General features: G+C 70.1%; 14 protein-coding genes. 8 read left to right on the top strand and 6 right to left on the bottom strand.

The window, feature by feature from the left end; genetic code table 11:
• The first annotated feature begins 13 nt into the window (after positions 1-13).
• Positions 14-919, top strand: coding sequence for a Gfo/Idh/MocA family protein (locus ABD357_RS16350; RefSeq protein WP_344390828.1), 906 nt, complete (start codon positions 14-16; stop codon positions 917-919).
• Here the strand turns inward: ABD357_RS16350 and lnt are convergent.
• Both lnt and ABD357_RS16340 read right to left on the bottom strand, forming a co-directional pair.
• Positions 843-2,429 (bottom strand): apolipoprotein N-acyltransferase, encoded by a 1,587-nt coding sequence (gene lnt / locus ABD357_RS16345; RefSeq protein WP_344390827.1) that lies wholly within the window; start codon positions 2,427-2,429, stop codon positions 843-845. The genes ABD357_RS16350 and lnt overlap by 77 nt on opposite strands.
• Before the next feature lie 96 nt (positions 2,430-2,525).
• Positions 2,526-3,011: a nuclear transport factor 2 family protein gene (locus ABD357_RS16340; protein ID WP_344390826.1), complete on the bottom strand. Its 486-nt coding sequence runs from the start codon at positions 3,009-3,011 to the stop codon at positions 2,526-2,528.
• A gap of 169 nt (positions 3,012-3,180) precedes the next feature.
• Here ABD357_RS16340 and ABD357_RS16335 point away from each other — a divergent pair, with 169 nt between their 5' ends.
• Positions 3,181-3,921 (top strand): SDR family NAD(P)-dependent oxidoreductase, encoded by a 741-nt coding sequence (locus ABD357_RS16335; RefSeq protein ID WP_344390825.1) that lies wholly within the window; start codon positions 3,181-3,183, stop codon positions 3,919-3,921.
• A 154-nt stretch (positions 3,922-4,075) separates the two neighbouring features.
• On the opposite strand, the gene ABD357_RS16330 is transcribed toward ABD357_RS16335, so the two are convergent.
• Both ABD357_RS16330 and ABD357_RS16325 read right to left on the bottom strand, forming a co-directional pair.
• Entirely contained in the window at positions 4,076-4,261 is a 186-nt protein-coding gene (locus tag ABD357_RS16330) for a hypothetical protein (protein WP_344390824.1), read from the bottom strand.
• 94 nt (positions 4,262-4,355) lie between these two features.
• The gene (locus ABD357_RS16325) at positions 4,356-5,231 is read right to left on the bottom strand and encodes an undecaprenyl-diphosphate phosphatase (RefSeq protein ID WP_344390823.1); all 876 of its coding nucleotides are present in this window, start codon (positions 5,229-5,231) and stop codon (positions 4,356-4,358) included.
• Positions 5,232-5,570: 339 nt separating this feature from the next.
• Here ABD357_RS16325 and ABD357_RS16320 point away from each other — a divergent pair, with 339 nt between their 5' ends.
• From ABD357_RS16320 to ABD357_RS16310, 3 genes are read left to right on the top strand one after another with little or no spacing between them, the layout of a single operon-like run.
• The gene (locus ABD357_RS16320) at positions 5,571-6,788 is read left to right on the top strand and encodes a Gfo/Idh/MocA family protein (RefSeq protein WP_344390822.1); all 1,218 of its coding nucleotides are present in this window, start codon (positions 5,571-5,573) and stop codon (positions 6,786-6,788) included.
• Positions 6,785-7,720 carry a DUF6807 domain-containing protein gene (locus tag ABD357_RS16315; protein ID WP_344390821.1) on the top strand — a complete coding sequence of 312 codons (936 nt, stop codon included), beginning with the start codon at positions 6,785-6,787 and terminating at the stop codon, positions 7,718-7,720. Before ABD357_RS16320 ends, ABD357_RS16315 begins: the two co-directional genes overlap by 4 nt.
• Positions 7,714-8,436 carry a cupin domain-containing protein gene (locus ABD357_RS16310; RefSeq protein ID WP_425584888.1) on the top strand — a complete coding sequence of 241 codons (723 nt, stop codon included), beginning with the start codon at positions 7,714-7,716 and terminating at the stop codon, positions 8,434-8,436. Before ABD357_RS16315 ends, ABD357_RS16310 begins: the two co-directional genes overlap by 7 nt.
• Before the next feature lie 38 nt (positions 8,437-8,474).
• On the opposite strand, the gene ABD357_RS16305 is transcribed toward ABD357_RS16310, so the two are convergent.
• A complete protein-coding gene (locus ABD357_RS16305) occupies positions 8,475-8,951 on the bottom strand; it encodes a winged helix-turn-helix transcriptional regulator (protein WP_425584887.1) in 477 nt (158 codons plus the stop codon).
• A 105-nt stretch (positions 8,952-9,056) separates the two neighbouring features.
• Here ABD357_RS16305 and ABD357_RS16300 point away from each other — a divergent pair, with 105 nt between their 5' ends.
• On the top strand, positions 9,057-10,226 hold the full coding sequence (locus tag ABD357_RS16300; RefSeq protein ID WP_344390818.1) for a thiolase family protein: 1,170 nt from the start codon (positions 9,057-9,059) through the stop codon (positions 10,224-10,226).
• A gap of 20 nt (positions 10,227-10,246) precedes the next feature.
• Here ABD357_RS16300 and ABD357_RS16295 read toward each other — a convergent pair whose 3' ends face one another.
• Positions 10,247-11,035 (bottom strand): TVP38/TMEM64 family protein, encoded by a 789-nt coding sequence (locus ABD357_RS16295; protein WP_344390817.1) that lies wholly within the window; start codon positions 11,033-11,035, stop codon positions 10,247-10,249.
• Between the two features lie 49 nt (positions 11,036-11,084).
• On the opposite strand from ABD357_RS16295, the gene ABD357_RS16290 reads away from it, so the two are divergent.
• Positions 11,085-11,813: a DNA alkylation repair protein gene (locus tag ABD357_RS16290; RefSeq protein WP_344390815.1), complete on the top strand. Its 729-nt coding sequence runs from the start codon at positions 11,085-11,087 to the stop codon at positions 11,811-11,813.
• 318 nt (positions 11,814-12,131) lie between these two features.
• The coding region (gene tuf / locus ABD357_RS16285; RefSeq protein WP_344390814.1) for an elongation factor Tu at positions 12,132-13,296 on the top strand (1,165 nt) is incomplete at its 3' end.

The following is a 13,296-nucleotide window of genomic DNA, read 5'->3' as shown; positions in this document are numbered from 1 at the left end:
TGAGGAGACCCCTGTGAAGGTCGGCTGCATCGGACTCGGCGACATCGCGCTGAAGGCGTATCTGCCGGTGCTCACCACTCAGCCCGGCCTCGAACTGCATCTGCACACACAGACGCCCGCAACTCTCACCAGGGTCGCCGACAGCCTCCACATCCCGGCCGGTCGTCGCCACACCGACCTCTCGGACCTGCTCGCGCAGGACCTCGACGCGGCGTTCGTGCACGCACCCACCCTCGCGCATCCCGAGATCGTGGGACGACTGCTTCAGGCGGGCGTCGCGACGTATGTCGACAAGCCGATCGCTTACGAACTCGCCGACAGCGAGCGCCTGGTGCGGCTCGCGGAGGAGCGGAACACGAGCCTGGCCGTCGGCTTCAACCGGCGCTACGCACCCGGGTACGCCCAGTGCGCCGACCACCCGCGCGAGCTGATCCTGATGCAGAAGAACCGCGTCGGCCTGCCGGAGCACCCCCGCACGATGATCCTCGACGACTTCATCCATGTCGTGGACACGTTGCGGTTCCTGGTGCCGGGCCCGGTCGACGACGTGACCGTGCGGGCCCGGGTCGAGGGCGGGCTGCTGCACCACGTGGTGCTGGTGCTCGCCGGGGAGGGGTTCACGGCGCTCGGTGTGATGAACCGGCTGAGCGGTTCGAACGAGGAGATCCTCGAGGTGTCGGGTCAGGACAACAAGCGGCAGGTCGTCAACCTCGCGGAGGTCATCGACCACAAGGGCCAGCCGACCGTGCGGCGTCGTGGCGACTGGGTGCCGGTGGCCAGGCAGCGCGGTATCGAGCAGGCCGTGCTCGCCTTCCTGGACGCCGTACGCGCGGGGAAGATGCTCAGCGCCCGGGAGGCGCTGGCGACCCATGAGCTGTGCGAGCGGGTGGTGCGTGCGGTTCAGGCGCGGCCCGCCTGATCCGCAGTGACCGTATGCCCTGCGTGCCGCCGAGGGCCGCGAGGATCAGCAGCGCCGCGTACACCGGCCACTCGCCGAAGCGTGCGTACGGCGTGACACCGCCGGCCAGCGGTACGTCGTACACCTCCCAGGCGCTCGCGCTCGTGCCGAGCCAGTCGCCGACCCGCTCACCGCTCGGGCCGTAGACGGCGGAGGCGCCCGTGAGCGTCGAGTGCACCATCGGCCGCCCCGTCTCGGCGGCCCGCAGCGCCGCCAGCGACGCGTGCTGCTCCGGCGCCCAGCTCTGCTGGAACGTCGAGGTCGACGACTGCGCCAGCAGCACGTCGGCGCCGTCCCGCGCGAGATTGCGGCTCATGTCGGGGAACGCCGACTCGAAGCACACCATCGGGCCCACCCGCAGCCCGTCGCCGACGCTCATCACCACCTGCTCCGTGCCGCGCCTGCGGTCCTCGCCCGCGGCCTTGCCGACGGAGGTGGCCCAGCCGAGGACGGAACGGAAGGGGACGTACTCGCCGAAGGGGACCAGCCGCATCTTGTCGTAGCGGTCGCCGGTCGGACCCTCGGGGCCGACGACCACCGAGCTCTTGTAGATGCCGGGCCGGTCGGAGCGGCGCGCGTCCACGTTCACGATGATGTCGGTGCCCACCTCGCGGGAGAGCGCGGCTATCCGGTTCGCGAGGTCGGGCCGGTCGGCGAGGTCGAAGCCGACGCTGCTCTCGCCCCAGACGACGAGGTCCACGTCCTGCCCGGCCAGCTGCCGAGTGAGCGTCTCCTCACGCGCGAACCTCTTCTCGGCGCCGCCGGCGCCGTTGATCGGTCCGGGCTGCACAAGGGCGATCCGCACCTGACCGTCGGCCTCGGGGCGCGGCGACCACACCCAGGCGGCCGAGGTGGCGACGGCCGTCGCCACCAGTCCGGCGACGGCCGGGATACGGGACCGGCGTATCGCGATGAGGACGGCCACCGTGACATTCACGGTGACGATCAGGAAGCTGAGCAGCCACACCCCGCCGACCGAGGCGAGCCGCAGCGCCGGTTCCACCTCCCACTGGCTTGAGCCGAGCATGCCCCATGGGCCGCCCAAGCCCTCCCAGGAGCGCACGAGTTCGGCCGTCAGCCAGCCCGAGGGCAGCACGAACAGCGCCGCCGCCACCTTGCCGGGCGAGGGCACACCGGCCAGGAAGCGGTGGACCAGCCAGCCCCAGGGAGCCCACAGCACGCCGAGCAGGGCGGCTATGACAAAGGTGAAGACATGCAGACTCGGCAGCAGCCAGTGGTGCACGGCCAGCATGAAACCGATCCCGCCCAGCCAGCCGTCGTACGCCGCCCGCCGCGCCGTCGGCGCCGAGCGGGCGAGCAGCATCCACGGCACCAGCGCGACATACGCGAACCACCACAGGGACGGCTGCGGGAAGCTCACCATGGGCAGGGCCCCGGCGAATACGGCAGCGGCGCCGCGCCACCGGGGGGACTCCAGGCGTCGGCGCCAGTCAGTGGCGGACAGTTGCATGCAGCGCCTCCCTCGGCCCCCCGACGCCCGGTGCTTACCTCTGTTGCCTACCTTCAGTGTGCGCGACGGGGACGATCTCCGTAAGGGCGTGTCCGATCAGGTCGCTGCGGGTTCCGGACGGTTCTGCGGGGCCCGGCGCCACTTCTCGTTGACGACCACAGCGTGCAGCCGCCAGCCACTGTCCGTACGCAGCAGCGCGAAGTCGTAACGGCCGCCGCACACGAAGTCCGGTGCCGTGGATCCGCCGCCGTGACCGGCGAACCGCATCGGGTTCACATAGTCCGCCCGCACCTGCGCCGTGTCACCGATGTCGTGGTCCAGCGGCCCGAACCGCAGCTGGCGGTTCACGATCAGATGCTGCCGCATAGGGAACAGCTCCATCGTCTGCGCCAGCCACCCGGCGACCTGCCCGGCATCCCCCTCGATACCGCCCGCCGACCGATAGTCCGCCCGCCCGTCCGAGGTGAACAGGCCCCGGTACCCCTCCCAGTCCCCGTCGTCGACCGCCACCGCGTACTCGGTGATCAGTCCGTCGACCGCGAGCCGGTCCATCACCGTCGCCAGTTCCACACGCTGCGTCATCGGGTCAGTGTTGGCCACGGGGCGGGCCGAGCCAAGGGGTGTGCCCCGATATTCACCGGCCGTGTGCCGTCCGTACGGTCGAACCGGTACGCACGGACCCCGTGGACTGACGTACCGGCGGATCTGCGATGGTTGGCACCGCGCACATGTGGATCATGAGGGAGCCCAGATGTCTCGTCCTGTCACGGTCGTCACAGGCGGCAGCCGCGGAATCGGCGCCGCGACCTGCCTGCGGCTGGCGGCGGACGGACACGATCTGGTGGTGGGGTACGCGCACGACGACGCTGCTGCCGAGCGCACCGCCACCGCCGTACGCGAGACGGGTGCGCGCTGCGTCACCGTACGCGTCGACGTCTCCGACGAGACAGACGTAGAAGGGCTCTTCGATACGGCGGCGGAGCGGCTGGGCCCGGTGACGGGCCTGGTGAACAACGCAGGGGTGACCGGCAGGCTCGGCCGCCTCACCGACACGAACACCGCGGACCTGCGCCGTGTCATGGAGGTCAACCTCCTCGGCACGCTGCTCTGTTCACGCCGGGCCGCCCGGGACATGGTTCCCCGTGGCACCGGCGCCATCGTCAACGTCTCGTCGGGGGCGGCCACACTCGGCAGCCCCGGAGAGTACGTCCACTACGCGGCAACCAAGGCGGCGATCGACACCCTGACCATGGGCCTCTCGAAGGAACTGGGCCCGGACGGCATCCGAGTCAACGGGGTGGCGCCGGGCCTGGTGGACACCGACATGCACGCAGCAATGGGCGACCCGGACCGCCCGTCCCGTCTGATCCCGACGATTCCCCTCCGCCGAGCCGGCACTCCTGAGGAGATCGCCGCGGCCATTGCGTGGCTCCTGTCCCCGGAGGCGTCGTACGCGACAGGGACGGTGCTACGGGTGGCGGGCGGCCGCTGATCCCGGTCCGCTGACCAGGGAGCGCCGGGCGCGCGGCGCCCCGCCGGGGCCCTCGCCGCCAAGAGCGGCGTAGCCGCCTCTCAAGGGGCGCGGGGAACTGCGCGACAAGCCACAACGAGCCGGCAGCCGCCAAACAAGCGCATCCCCCGAGCTTTCAGGTGCCCTGCTCAACCAGCGGCGGCAGCCGCACCGCGGCGGCCCACTGCACCACCAGCAGCTCATATTCCGCCCGCTCCTGAGGCGACAAAGTGCCGCCCGAACGTATCCATAAGGCGCGGATCTGCTCATTCAGCGCGGCAGCGGACCGCACGGAACCAGGGGGCACGGAATTGGGGGACATGCGCACCAGCGTAAGGCCAAGGACTGACAGCCCGCTACCGAACGACTACCCAGGACGTATGTGGTTGGTCACGTGACGGTCGCCCCGGCGGACGTCAGCCCGCAGACTCCGCCGCATGCGGGCTCAGGGCGCCCATGCTGACCAGCACGATGATCACGATGCCGAGCAGGACGCGGTAGTAGACGAAGGGCATGAAGGACTTGGTCGAGATGAACTTCATGAACCAGGCGATGACGACGTAACCCACGAAGAAGGCGACCATCGTCGCGAAAATCGTCGGTCCCCAGGACACATGCCCGCCCTCGCTCGCGTCCTTCAGCTCGAAGAGGCCGGAGGCGAGCACCGCCGGGATGGCGAGCAGGAAGGAGTAGCGGGCCGCGGCCTCGCGGCTGTAGCTCATGAGCAGGCCGCCGCTGATGGTGGCGCCGGAGCGGGAGACGCCGGGGATGAGGGCCATCGCCTGGCAGAGGCCGTAGACGAGGCCGTCCCTGACGGTCAGCTCCTGGAGCGACTTGCGCTCCTTCGGTACCCGGTGCTTGCCGCCGGCCTCCTCGCGTGCGGCGAGACGGTCCGCGACGCCGAGGATGACGCCCATCACGATCAGTGTTGTCGCGGTGATCCGCAGATCGCGGAACGGTCCCTCGATCTGGTCCTTGAACGTGACGCCCAGCACGCCGATCGGAATCGAGCCGATGATCACCAGCCAGCCCATCCGCGCGTCGTGATCCTGTCGCATCGTCTTGTCGACCAGCGAGCGGGACCAGGCCGAGATGATCCGTGCGATGTCCTTGCGGAAGTAGATCAGCACCGCGGTCTCCGTACCGATCTGGGTGATCGCGGTGAAAGCCGCCCCCGGATCGTCCCAGCTCGCGAACGCCGCGGCCAGCCGCAGATGTGCGCTGGAGGAGATGGGCAGGAACTCGGTCAGCCCCTGGACGAGTCCGAGGATGAGGGATTCAAACCAAGACATGAAGTTACGTGATCCAAGTGCTGAGGGCGGGAGCGGAGCGAATAAGCGGACGTACGCGCCGTGTTGCCGTATGAGGTGATCAGACGCGACCGGGGCAGCGTAGCGTCCCGCGCCGCAGGGGCGGGCGGCCGGGCCCTGTCCAGCGCGCACCGGCGCACGCCCCGCGCAGCGCACAGCGGTGCACGCTCTGCAACGCTGGACAGGGTGTTGACCCGCCCCGACCTCGGCGCTTACGTTTCCGCGAGGAGTGAAAGCGCTTGCTGCAATCGGTGGCCAACCGGGGTCGGCGGGCGTCCGCCAGAGCTGAACGTCACGTCCGATGGAGTGCTGATCACGTAGATGCGTACCCCCCGCGACGCAACCCCCAGCGGGACGATCCCGCACCAGAGTTCGCACCCGGCCTCGTCCGAGAAGCTCCCCGCGGCCCCGTTCGACGGCCGTCGCATCAAGGCCGCGATCGTCGGCACCGGAGCCATCGCCGGCAGCCACCTGCCCGCGCTCGCCGCACTCGCCGCCGAGGGCGAGGTGGAGATCGTCGCGGCGGTCGACATCGACGCCGAAGCGGTCAAGCGGTTCTGCGCGGAGGGCGGCGTCCCGCACGCGTACACCGATCTCGACCGGATGCTGGCCGAACAGCGTCCGGACCTCGTCTCCGTGTGCACCCCGCCGACCCTGCACCGTGCGCAGACCGTTGCCGCGCTGCAGGCCGGTGCCTGGGTGTGGTGCGAGAAGCCGCCGGTGCCGTCGCTCGCCGACTTCGACGCCGTGGAGGCCGAGGAGGGGCTCGACGGCGGTCCGTACGCCTCGATCGTCTTCCAGCACCGCTTCGGCTCCGGCGCGAGACACGTACGACGCCTGATCGCCGAAGAGGCGATGGGGCGGCCCCTCGTGGCGCACTGCCAGACCACCTGGTACCGCAACGCCGCCTACTACGCGGTGCCCTGGCGCGGAAAGTGGCAGACCGAAGGCGGCGGGCCCGCCATGGGGCACGGCATCCACCAGATGGATCTGCTGCTCGACCTGCTCGGCCCGTGGACCGAGGTACGGGCCATGGCCGGACGCCTGGTGCACGATGTGCAGACGGAGGACGTCTCGACCGCGCTCGTACGCTTCGAGAGCGGTGCTCTCGCGACTGTGGTCAACAGCGTGCTCAGCCCGGACGAGGTCAGTCGCATCCGCATCGACTGCGAGCGGGCGACGGTCGAACTCACCCACCTCTACGGCCACAGCAACGACAACTGGCGCGTCATCCCGGTGCCGGACGCACCGGCCGAGGATGTGGCCGCCTGGCAGGACTTCGGCGCGGACGTGCCGAGTTCGCACCTGGCCCAGCTGCGCGAACTGGTCGCGAGCATGCGCGCGGGCGAGCGTCCGCGCAGCAGCGGCGCCGATGGTCGCACCAGCCTGGAGCTGATCACCGCGCTCTACAAGTCGGCGTTCACCGACAGGACCGTACGGGCCGGCGAGATCGGCCCCGGTGACCCCTACTACACCGCCTTGCACGGCGGCGCCCCCGGCTGGGCACCGGCGACGCACGAGAAGGAGGTACCGGCATGACCGCACAGGACGGACTGCGCATCGTCCACGCCCACGGCGACCGCATCACGATCACCGAACCCACCACCAGCGTCGAGCTGTTCAGCTATGTGTACGGCCCCGAGGCGGCCTGGGAGGCCCCGAAGCCGTACGTGCATCCGCTCAGGACCCTGGCGGGCAACGTTGTCACCGACTACCGGCCCAACGACCACCGCTGGCACAAGGGTCTCCAGATGACCGCCTCGCATCTGTCGGGGGCGAACCTGTGGGGCGGCAACTCGTACGTGCACGGGCAGGGGTATCTCGAACTCCCGGAGCGCGTCGGGTCGATGGCGCACGTCAAGTTTGACGAGGTCGGTTCGGACAGTGGCCGTTTTGTCATCGCCGAGCGGCTCACCTGGCATCCGTACGACGGCACGCTCTGGGCGGACGAAGAGCGCCGTATCGAGGTGCATGACGTGGACCCGTCGTCCGGGTCCTGGGCGCTGACCTGGACGACCGCCGTCACCAACCGTCGGGACGAGCCACTGCGGTTCGGCAGTCCCACGACGGCCGGGCGGGAGATGGCCGGTTACACGGGCCTCTTCTGGCGCGGTCCACGCGCCTTCCGGGACGGGCGCATCGTCGGGCCCGACAGCGAAGGGCCCGAGCTGATGGGACAACAGGCGCTCTGGCTCGCGTACTCGGGCGAGCACGACGTCACCGACGGGCACGCGACCCTCGTCTTCGCGCACGCCCCGGAGAACGACCACACCGGCGAGGGCGGCGCCCACCCGGCCCACTGGTTCGTCCGCAACGAGCCGTTCGCCGCCGTCGCCCCGTCCTTCGCCTTCTTCGACGAACTGGAGCTCGCGCCCGGCGACACCCTCACCCGCCGCTACCGCGTCGTCGTCGCCGACGGCGCCTGGGAGCGTGAGGAGATCGCCAAGTACCTGGAGGAGCACCCGTGGTGAGCGCCGCCCCCGGCTTCACCGGACTTCCCGGAGCCGTCGCCGTCTCGCATCTGTGCGTCTACGACTGGCCCGCCGCGGACGGGGTGTGCGGCGGAACTCCTCATCTGCACCTGACCTGTTCGGAGGCGTACGTCGTCACCGGCGGGCGGGGCGCGGTGCAGACCCTGACGACGTCCGGATACGAGGTGACGCCCCTCGCACCCGGCACGGTCGCCTGGTTCACGCCCGGCACCATCCACCGGCTCGTCAACGAGGACGACCTGCGCATCACCGTCCTCATGCAGAACAACGGCCTGCCGGAGGCGGGCGACGCGGTGCTCACGCTGCCCCCGAAGTACCTGACCGACCCGGAGACCTACGCCGCCGCCACCGTCATCCCGGCGGACGCGCCCGAGGAGGAGCGGGAGCGGATCGCCCGCGCACGGCGTGACCTCGCCCTCGAGGGCTACCGGGCGCTGCGCGACGCGGACGGGCCCGAGGCGCTGGCCGCGTTCCACAGGGCCGCTGCCGCGCTCGTGCGGCCCCGGCTCGCCGAGTGGCGCGGGCGCTGGGAACGCGGGGCACAGGCGGCTGCCGCGGCCACGGGGGACCAGCTCGACCGGCTGGAGAAGGGCGACGTGTCCCACCTCGCCGACGCCGCCGTGCGGGCCGAACAGCCGTCGGCGTACGGCAAGTTCGGGATGTGCGGGCGGCTCGACGTGTATCAGGGAACGTAGACGTGTTTCAGGGAGCGTAAAGGAACGTAAGCGCGGCTCTATGCCACCGCGGGCCCCGTCACCGTCCACCCCGGGGCCTGCGGGTGGGCCGTCAGGTCGTCGTGCCGGACCTCCTCGCGACACTCCGAGCAGACGACGACCGGCACCAGTTCGTGGCCGCCGACGGATCCGTGGCCGCCGACATGTTCGAGCACCATGGGGCGATCGTCGTCGTTGAGATGGCGGTCGCCCCATGCCATGAGTGTGAGGAGCACCGGCTCCAGCTCCAGGCCGGCCTGCGTTGGCCGGTACTCGAAGCGCGGCGGCTTCTCGCTGTACGCGACCTTTTCCAGAATCCCAGCGCCGACCAGCCGCTTCAGGCGGGTCGTGAGTACGTCGCGTGGAGCGCCGATGTTGCGCACCAACTGGTCGAACCGCGTGACGCCCAGGGACACCTCGCGCAGGACGAGCAGGGAGTACTTCTCGCCGACGAGAGCGAGCGTGTCGGCGATCGAGCAGGGGCGGGCGTCCTTCATGCCATCCAGTCTAGAGGGTGGGTTGGTTCTTCCAACCCACCGGGTTACTGTGGAGTCACTTGGCGAGTTTGGAAAGCAAACCAACCGACTCTGAGGGGTCAGACCATGCGTGACGCAGTCATCGTCGAAGCCGTACGCACCCCGATAGGCAAGGGCAAGCCGAACGGTGCCCTCGCCCACGTCCATCCCGTGGAACTCCTCGCCCACACGCTCCGTACCCTCGTCGAGCGGTCCGGTGTCGACCCGGCGCTGATCGACGACGTCATCGGCGGCACGGTCGACCAGGTCGGCGAGCAGGCCATGAACACCACGCGGTACGCCGTGCTGTCGGCCGGCTTCCCCGAGACGGTGCCCGCGACGACCGTGGACCGTCAGTGCGGTTCGTCCCAGCAGGCCGTGCACTTCGCGGCGCAGGGCGTCATCTCGGGGGCGTACGACTTGGTGGTGGCCTGTGGGGTGGAGTCGATGAGTCGCGTGCCGATGTGGTCCAACGTGCCGGCGGGCAAGGACCCCTTCGGGCCCGGAGTCGCCGAACGCTACCCGGAGGGACTGGTGCCGCAGGGCATCAGCGCCGAGCTGATCGCGGCCAAGTGGTCGATCTCGCGCGACCGGATGGACGCGTTCGCGGTGGACTCGCACCGGAAGGCGGCCGCGGCCTGGAAGAACGGTCTGTTCGCCGATGAAGTGGCGCCCTTGGAGGGGGTGACGCGCGACGAGTGCGTCCGGCCCGGCAGCACCACGGAGGTCCTGGCCGGTCTCAAGCCCGCTTACTACGACCCGAACTTCGGCGAGCGCTTCCCGCAGATCGAGTGGAACGTCACCGCTGGCAACGCCAGCCCCATCAACGACGGCGCGTCCGCCGTGCTCATCACGTCGAGCGAGACCGCGGCCCGCCTCGGCCTGCGCCCGTTGGCCCGGCTGCACAGCTTCGCGGTCACCGGATCAGACCCGCTGTTGATGCTCACGGGTGTCGTCCCCGCCACCGAGAAAGTGCTCCGCAAGGCGTCGCTGAGCGTCGACGACATCGATCTCTTCGAGGTCAACGAGGCCTTCTCCAGCGTCGTCCTCGCCTGGCAGCAGGAGACGGGTGCCGACCTCGCCAAGGTCAACGTGCACGGCGGCGCGATCGCCATCGGCCACCCCCTCGGTGCGAGCGGCACCCGCCTGACGACCACCCTCGTGCACGCGATGAGGGCCCGCGGGGCCCGCTACGCCCTCCAGACGATGTGCGAGGCGGGCGGCCTGGCGAACGCCATGGTGCTGGAGGGCTTGTAGGCCTCTCTCAGCCGGCTCTCTCAGCGTCCGCGGAAATGGTGGCGCTTGCGCCAGGCGATTGCCGCTCCGGCCAGAGCCGGGAGGGCGATGCAGACCATGGCGATCAGAAAGGCGGGGGACGTCGGGGTCGAGGCGCGGGCGCCGGCGACGACGTATGCCGCGGTGTTCGGGATCGAGCCGAGCCCCGTGGCGAGGAGGAAGGGAAGGTAGCCCATACGGGAGAAGGACGCGCAGTAGTTCGCCGCCCAGAACGGCACTCCGGGGAACAGCCGCGCGGCCATCATCGAGCGGAAGCCGTGCCGGCTGAGCTGCCCGTCGGCGAGCTTCAGCCAGCGTCCGCGCAGCAGGGGCCGCAGCGCGTCCTGTCCGAGGATCCGGCCGAGTCCGAACGCGATCCCCGCCCCGAGCACCGTGCCGGTGAGCGCGGCACCGAGCCCCAGCTGCGAGCCGAAGAGGGCACCCGCCGCGAGATTGAGGAGCGGCCGGGGCACGAAAGCGACCGTGCACAGCCCGTACGCCACCGCGAACACCACGGCCGCCGCGGCACCGTTCAGCTGTGGGGGCCAGCCGTCGGCCAGCAGCTTCTGCGGCTGGAAGACCAGCACGGTCGCGGCGGCGGCCATGAGCAGCGTCACGAGCAGGGACAGCCGGGACCAGGGCGAGAGCAGCGCTCTCGTGCAACGCGCGGCAAGACCCGTCGGCGTGGCGGTGAACTCGGGGGCGGCGAACTCGGCGGAGCCGAGCTCCGTGACGGCGGCCGGGGGAGCGGCCGTGGCGGTGCCCCCAGAGCGGGTGGTGGCATCGAGCATTCGGCGACACTAACTGACCTATGTGTGTGATCGCCGTATGGTTCGTCTCATGGGCGTCACAGCCACCGGAACGTCAAATAACCGTTGGGAGCCGCCCCGCAGCGCCGTCGCGGACGCTCTGCTGGAGCGGCTCACATCCACCTACGCGGCGGCGGCCGATCCGGAGCGGGCCGAGTCGATGCGCGCGTACATGAAGGACATCGCGCCCTTCCTCGGCCTGACCACGCCGGATCGCCGCTCGCTCTCACGCACCGTGCTGGCGGGCACGCCCCGCCCCGACGAGGCGGACTGCACGGCGGTGGCGCTGCGCTGCTGGCGTCTGCCGCAACGCGAGTACCACTACTTCGCAGTCGACTATCTGCGCCGCCATGTGACGCGTCTCTCGTCTGGCTTCCTGCCGGTGGCACGCCATCTCGTCTCCACGGTCCCCTGGTGGGACACCGTCGACCTGCTCGCCTGCCATGTGGTGGGAGGCCTGGTGGCCGCCGACCCGAAGCTGCGGGCCGACATGGACGCGTGGATCGAGGACGACGACCTGTGGATCGCCCGCACCGCCCTCCTCCACCAGCTCCGCTACAAGGACGCCACCGACACCGAACGCCTCTTCGCGTACTGCGTCCGCCAGTCCGGGCACCCCGACTTCTTCATCCGCAAGGCGATCGGCTGGTGCCTGCGCGAGTACGCCAAGACGGACCCGGAGGCGGTACGCGCGTTCGTGGCCCGGGAACGGCTCTCACCACTCTCCGCGCGTGAGGCGCTCAAGAACATCGGCCCCTGACGGAGCAGCAGAACCACTGGTGAGCCCCAGGTTCACGTCCGCCTCCCGGCCGCCGAAATTCATTCGACGTGGGCTGATACGTCGGCAATGATCTCCTCATGTTCCGGCACGCCTTCCTCCTCGCAGCATCCGCGCTCGCGGATGCCCCGAAGGCTGCCGTCCTGACCACAGTGGCCGCCGTCGACGGCGCCCGAAGCTGACCCTCTCCGGATCGTCCGGCGGACCCCGCAGGGGGAGGGTCGGCAAGTTCCTTGGGGTCCCCGTCCCGCATCGCCGGGACCATCACTCGGTTCCACTGAGAGGCTTCGAGGTACCGCCATGTCCAAAACGGCTTACGTCCGCACGAAACCGCATCTGAACATCGGCACGATGGGCCATGTCGACCACGGCAAGACCACCCTGACCGCCGCCATCACCAAGGTCCTCGCCGAGCGCGGCTCCGGCACCTTCATTCCGTTCGACCGGATCGACCGGGCACCGGAGGAGGCCGCGCGCGGCATCACCATCAACATCGCGCACGTCGAGTACGAGACCGACACCCGGCACTACGCGCACGTCGACATGCCGGGCCACGCCGACTACGTCAAGAACATGGTCACCGGGGCAGCGCAACTCGACGGCGCGATCCTCGTCGTCTCCGCGCTCGACGGGATCATGCCGCAGACCGCCGAACACGTGCTGCTCGCCCGGCAGGTGGGCGTCGACCACATCGTCGTCGCCCTCAACAAGGCTGACGCTGTCGCCGACGGCGAGGACGCTGTGCTCACCGACCTCGTCGAACTGGAGGTCCGCGAGCTGCTCTCCGCGCACGGCTACGGCGGCGACTCCGTACCGGTCGTACGGGTCTCCGGACTCAAGGCCCTTGAGGGGGACCCGCGTTGGACCGCGGCGATCGACGCGCTGCTGGACGCCGTGGACACATACGTGCCGATGCCCGAGCGCTATCTCGACGCGCCGTTCCTGCTGCCCGTCGAGAACGTGCTCACCATCACCGGACGCGGCACGGTCGTGACGGGCGCGGTCGAGCGCGGCACGATTCGCGTGGGTGACCGTGTCGATGTGCTCGGTGCTTCCGTGGACACCGTCGTCACCGGCCTGGAGACCTTCGGCAAGCCGATGGAAGAGGCGCAGGCAGGGGACAACGTGGCGTTGCTGCTGCGCGGTGTCGCGCGTGACGCGGTGCGCCGCGGCCATATCGTCGCGGCGCCCGGCAGCGTCGTACCCAGTCGCCGCTTCTCGGCACAGGTGTACGTCCTGTCGACGCGTGAGGGCGGCCGTACGACGCCGGTGTCCACCGGGTACCGGCCGCAGTTCTACATCCGCACCGCGGATGTGGTAGGTGACGTCGACCTCGGCGAGCGGGCTGTTGCCCGGCCCGGTGAGACCGTCACCATGACGGTCTCGTTGGGCCGCGACGTCCCGCTGGAGCCGGGCCTCGGCTTCGCGATCCGCGAAGGTGGGCGGACGGTCGGTGCGGGCACGG

The organism is Streptomyces vastus (genome assembly GCF_039532825.1).
GTDB lineage: Bacteria > Actinomycetota > Actinomycetes > Streptomycetales > Streptomycetaceae > Streptomyces > Streptomyces vastus.
The sequence above is the reverse complement of the archived record's forward strand: the minus strand, read 5'-3'. Positions and strand labels throughout refer to the sequence as shown.

Coding starts and splice junctions, on each gene's coding strand:
- ABD357_RS16320 (WP_344390822.1), top strand. CDS start 5,571: ATGCGTACCCCCCGCGACGCAACCCCCAGCGGGACGATCCCGCACCAG.
- ABD357_RS16305 (WP_425584887.1), bottom strand. CDS start 8,951: ATGAAGGACGCCCGCCCCTGCTCGATCGCCGACACGCTCGCTCTCGTC.
- ABD357_RS16290 (WP_344390815.1), top strand. CDS start 11,085: ATGGGCGTCACAGCCACCGGAACGTCAAATAACCGTTGGGAGCCGCCC.
- ABD357_RS16315 (WP_344390821.1), top strand. CDS start 6,785: ATGACCGCACAGGACGGACTGCGCATCGTCCACGCCCACGGCGACCGC.
- ABD357_RS16295 (WP_344390817.1), bottom strand. CDS start 11,035: ATGCTCGATGCCACCACCCGCTCTGGGGGCACCGCCACGGCCGCTCCC.
- ABD357_RS16330 (WP_344390824.1), bottom strand. CDS start 4,261: ATGTCCCCCAATTCCGTGCCCCCTGGTTCCGTGCGGTCCGCTGCCGCG.
- ABD357_RS16340 (WP_344390826.1), bottom strand. CDS start 3,011: ATGACGCAGCGTGTGGAACTGGCGACGGTGATGGACCGGCTCGCGGTC.
- ABD357_RS16325 (WP_344390823.1), bottom strand. CDS start 5,231: ATGTCTTGGTTTGAATCCCTCATCCTCGGACTCGTCCAGGGGCTGACC.
- ABD357_RS16335 (WP_344390825.1), top strand. CDS start 3,181: ATGTCTCGTCCTGTCACGGTCGTCACAGGCGGCAGCCGCGGAATCGGC.
- ABD357_RS16300 (WP_344390818.1), top strand. CDS start 9,057: ATGCGTGACGCAGTCATCGTCGAAGCCGTACGCACCCCGATAGGCAAG.
- lnt (WP_344390827.1), bottom strand. CDS start 2,429: ATGCAACTGTCCGCCACTGACTGGCGCCGACGCCTGGAGTCCCCCCGG.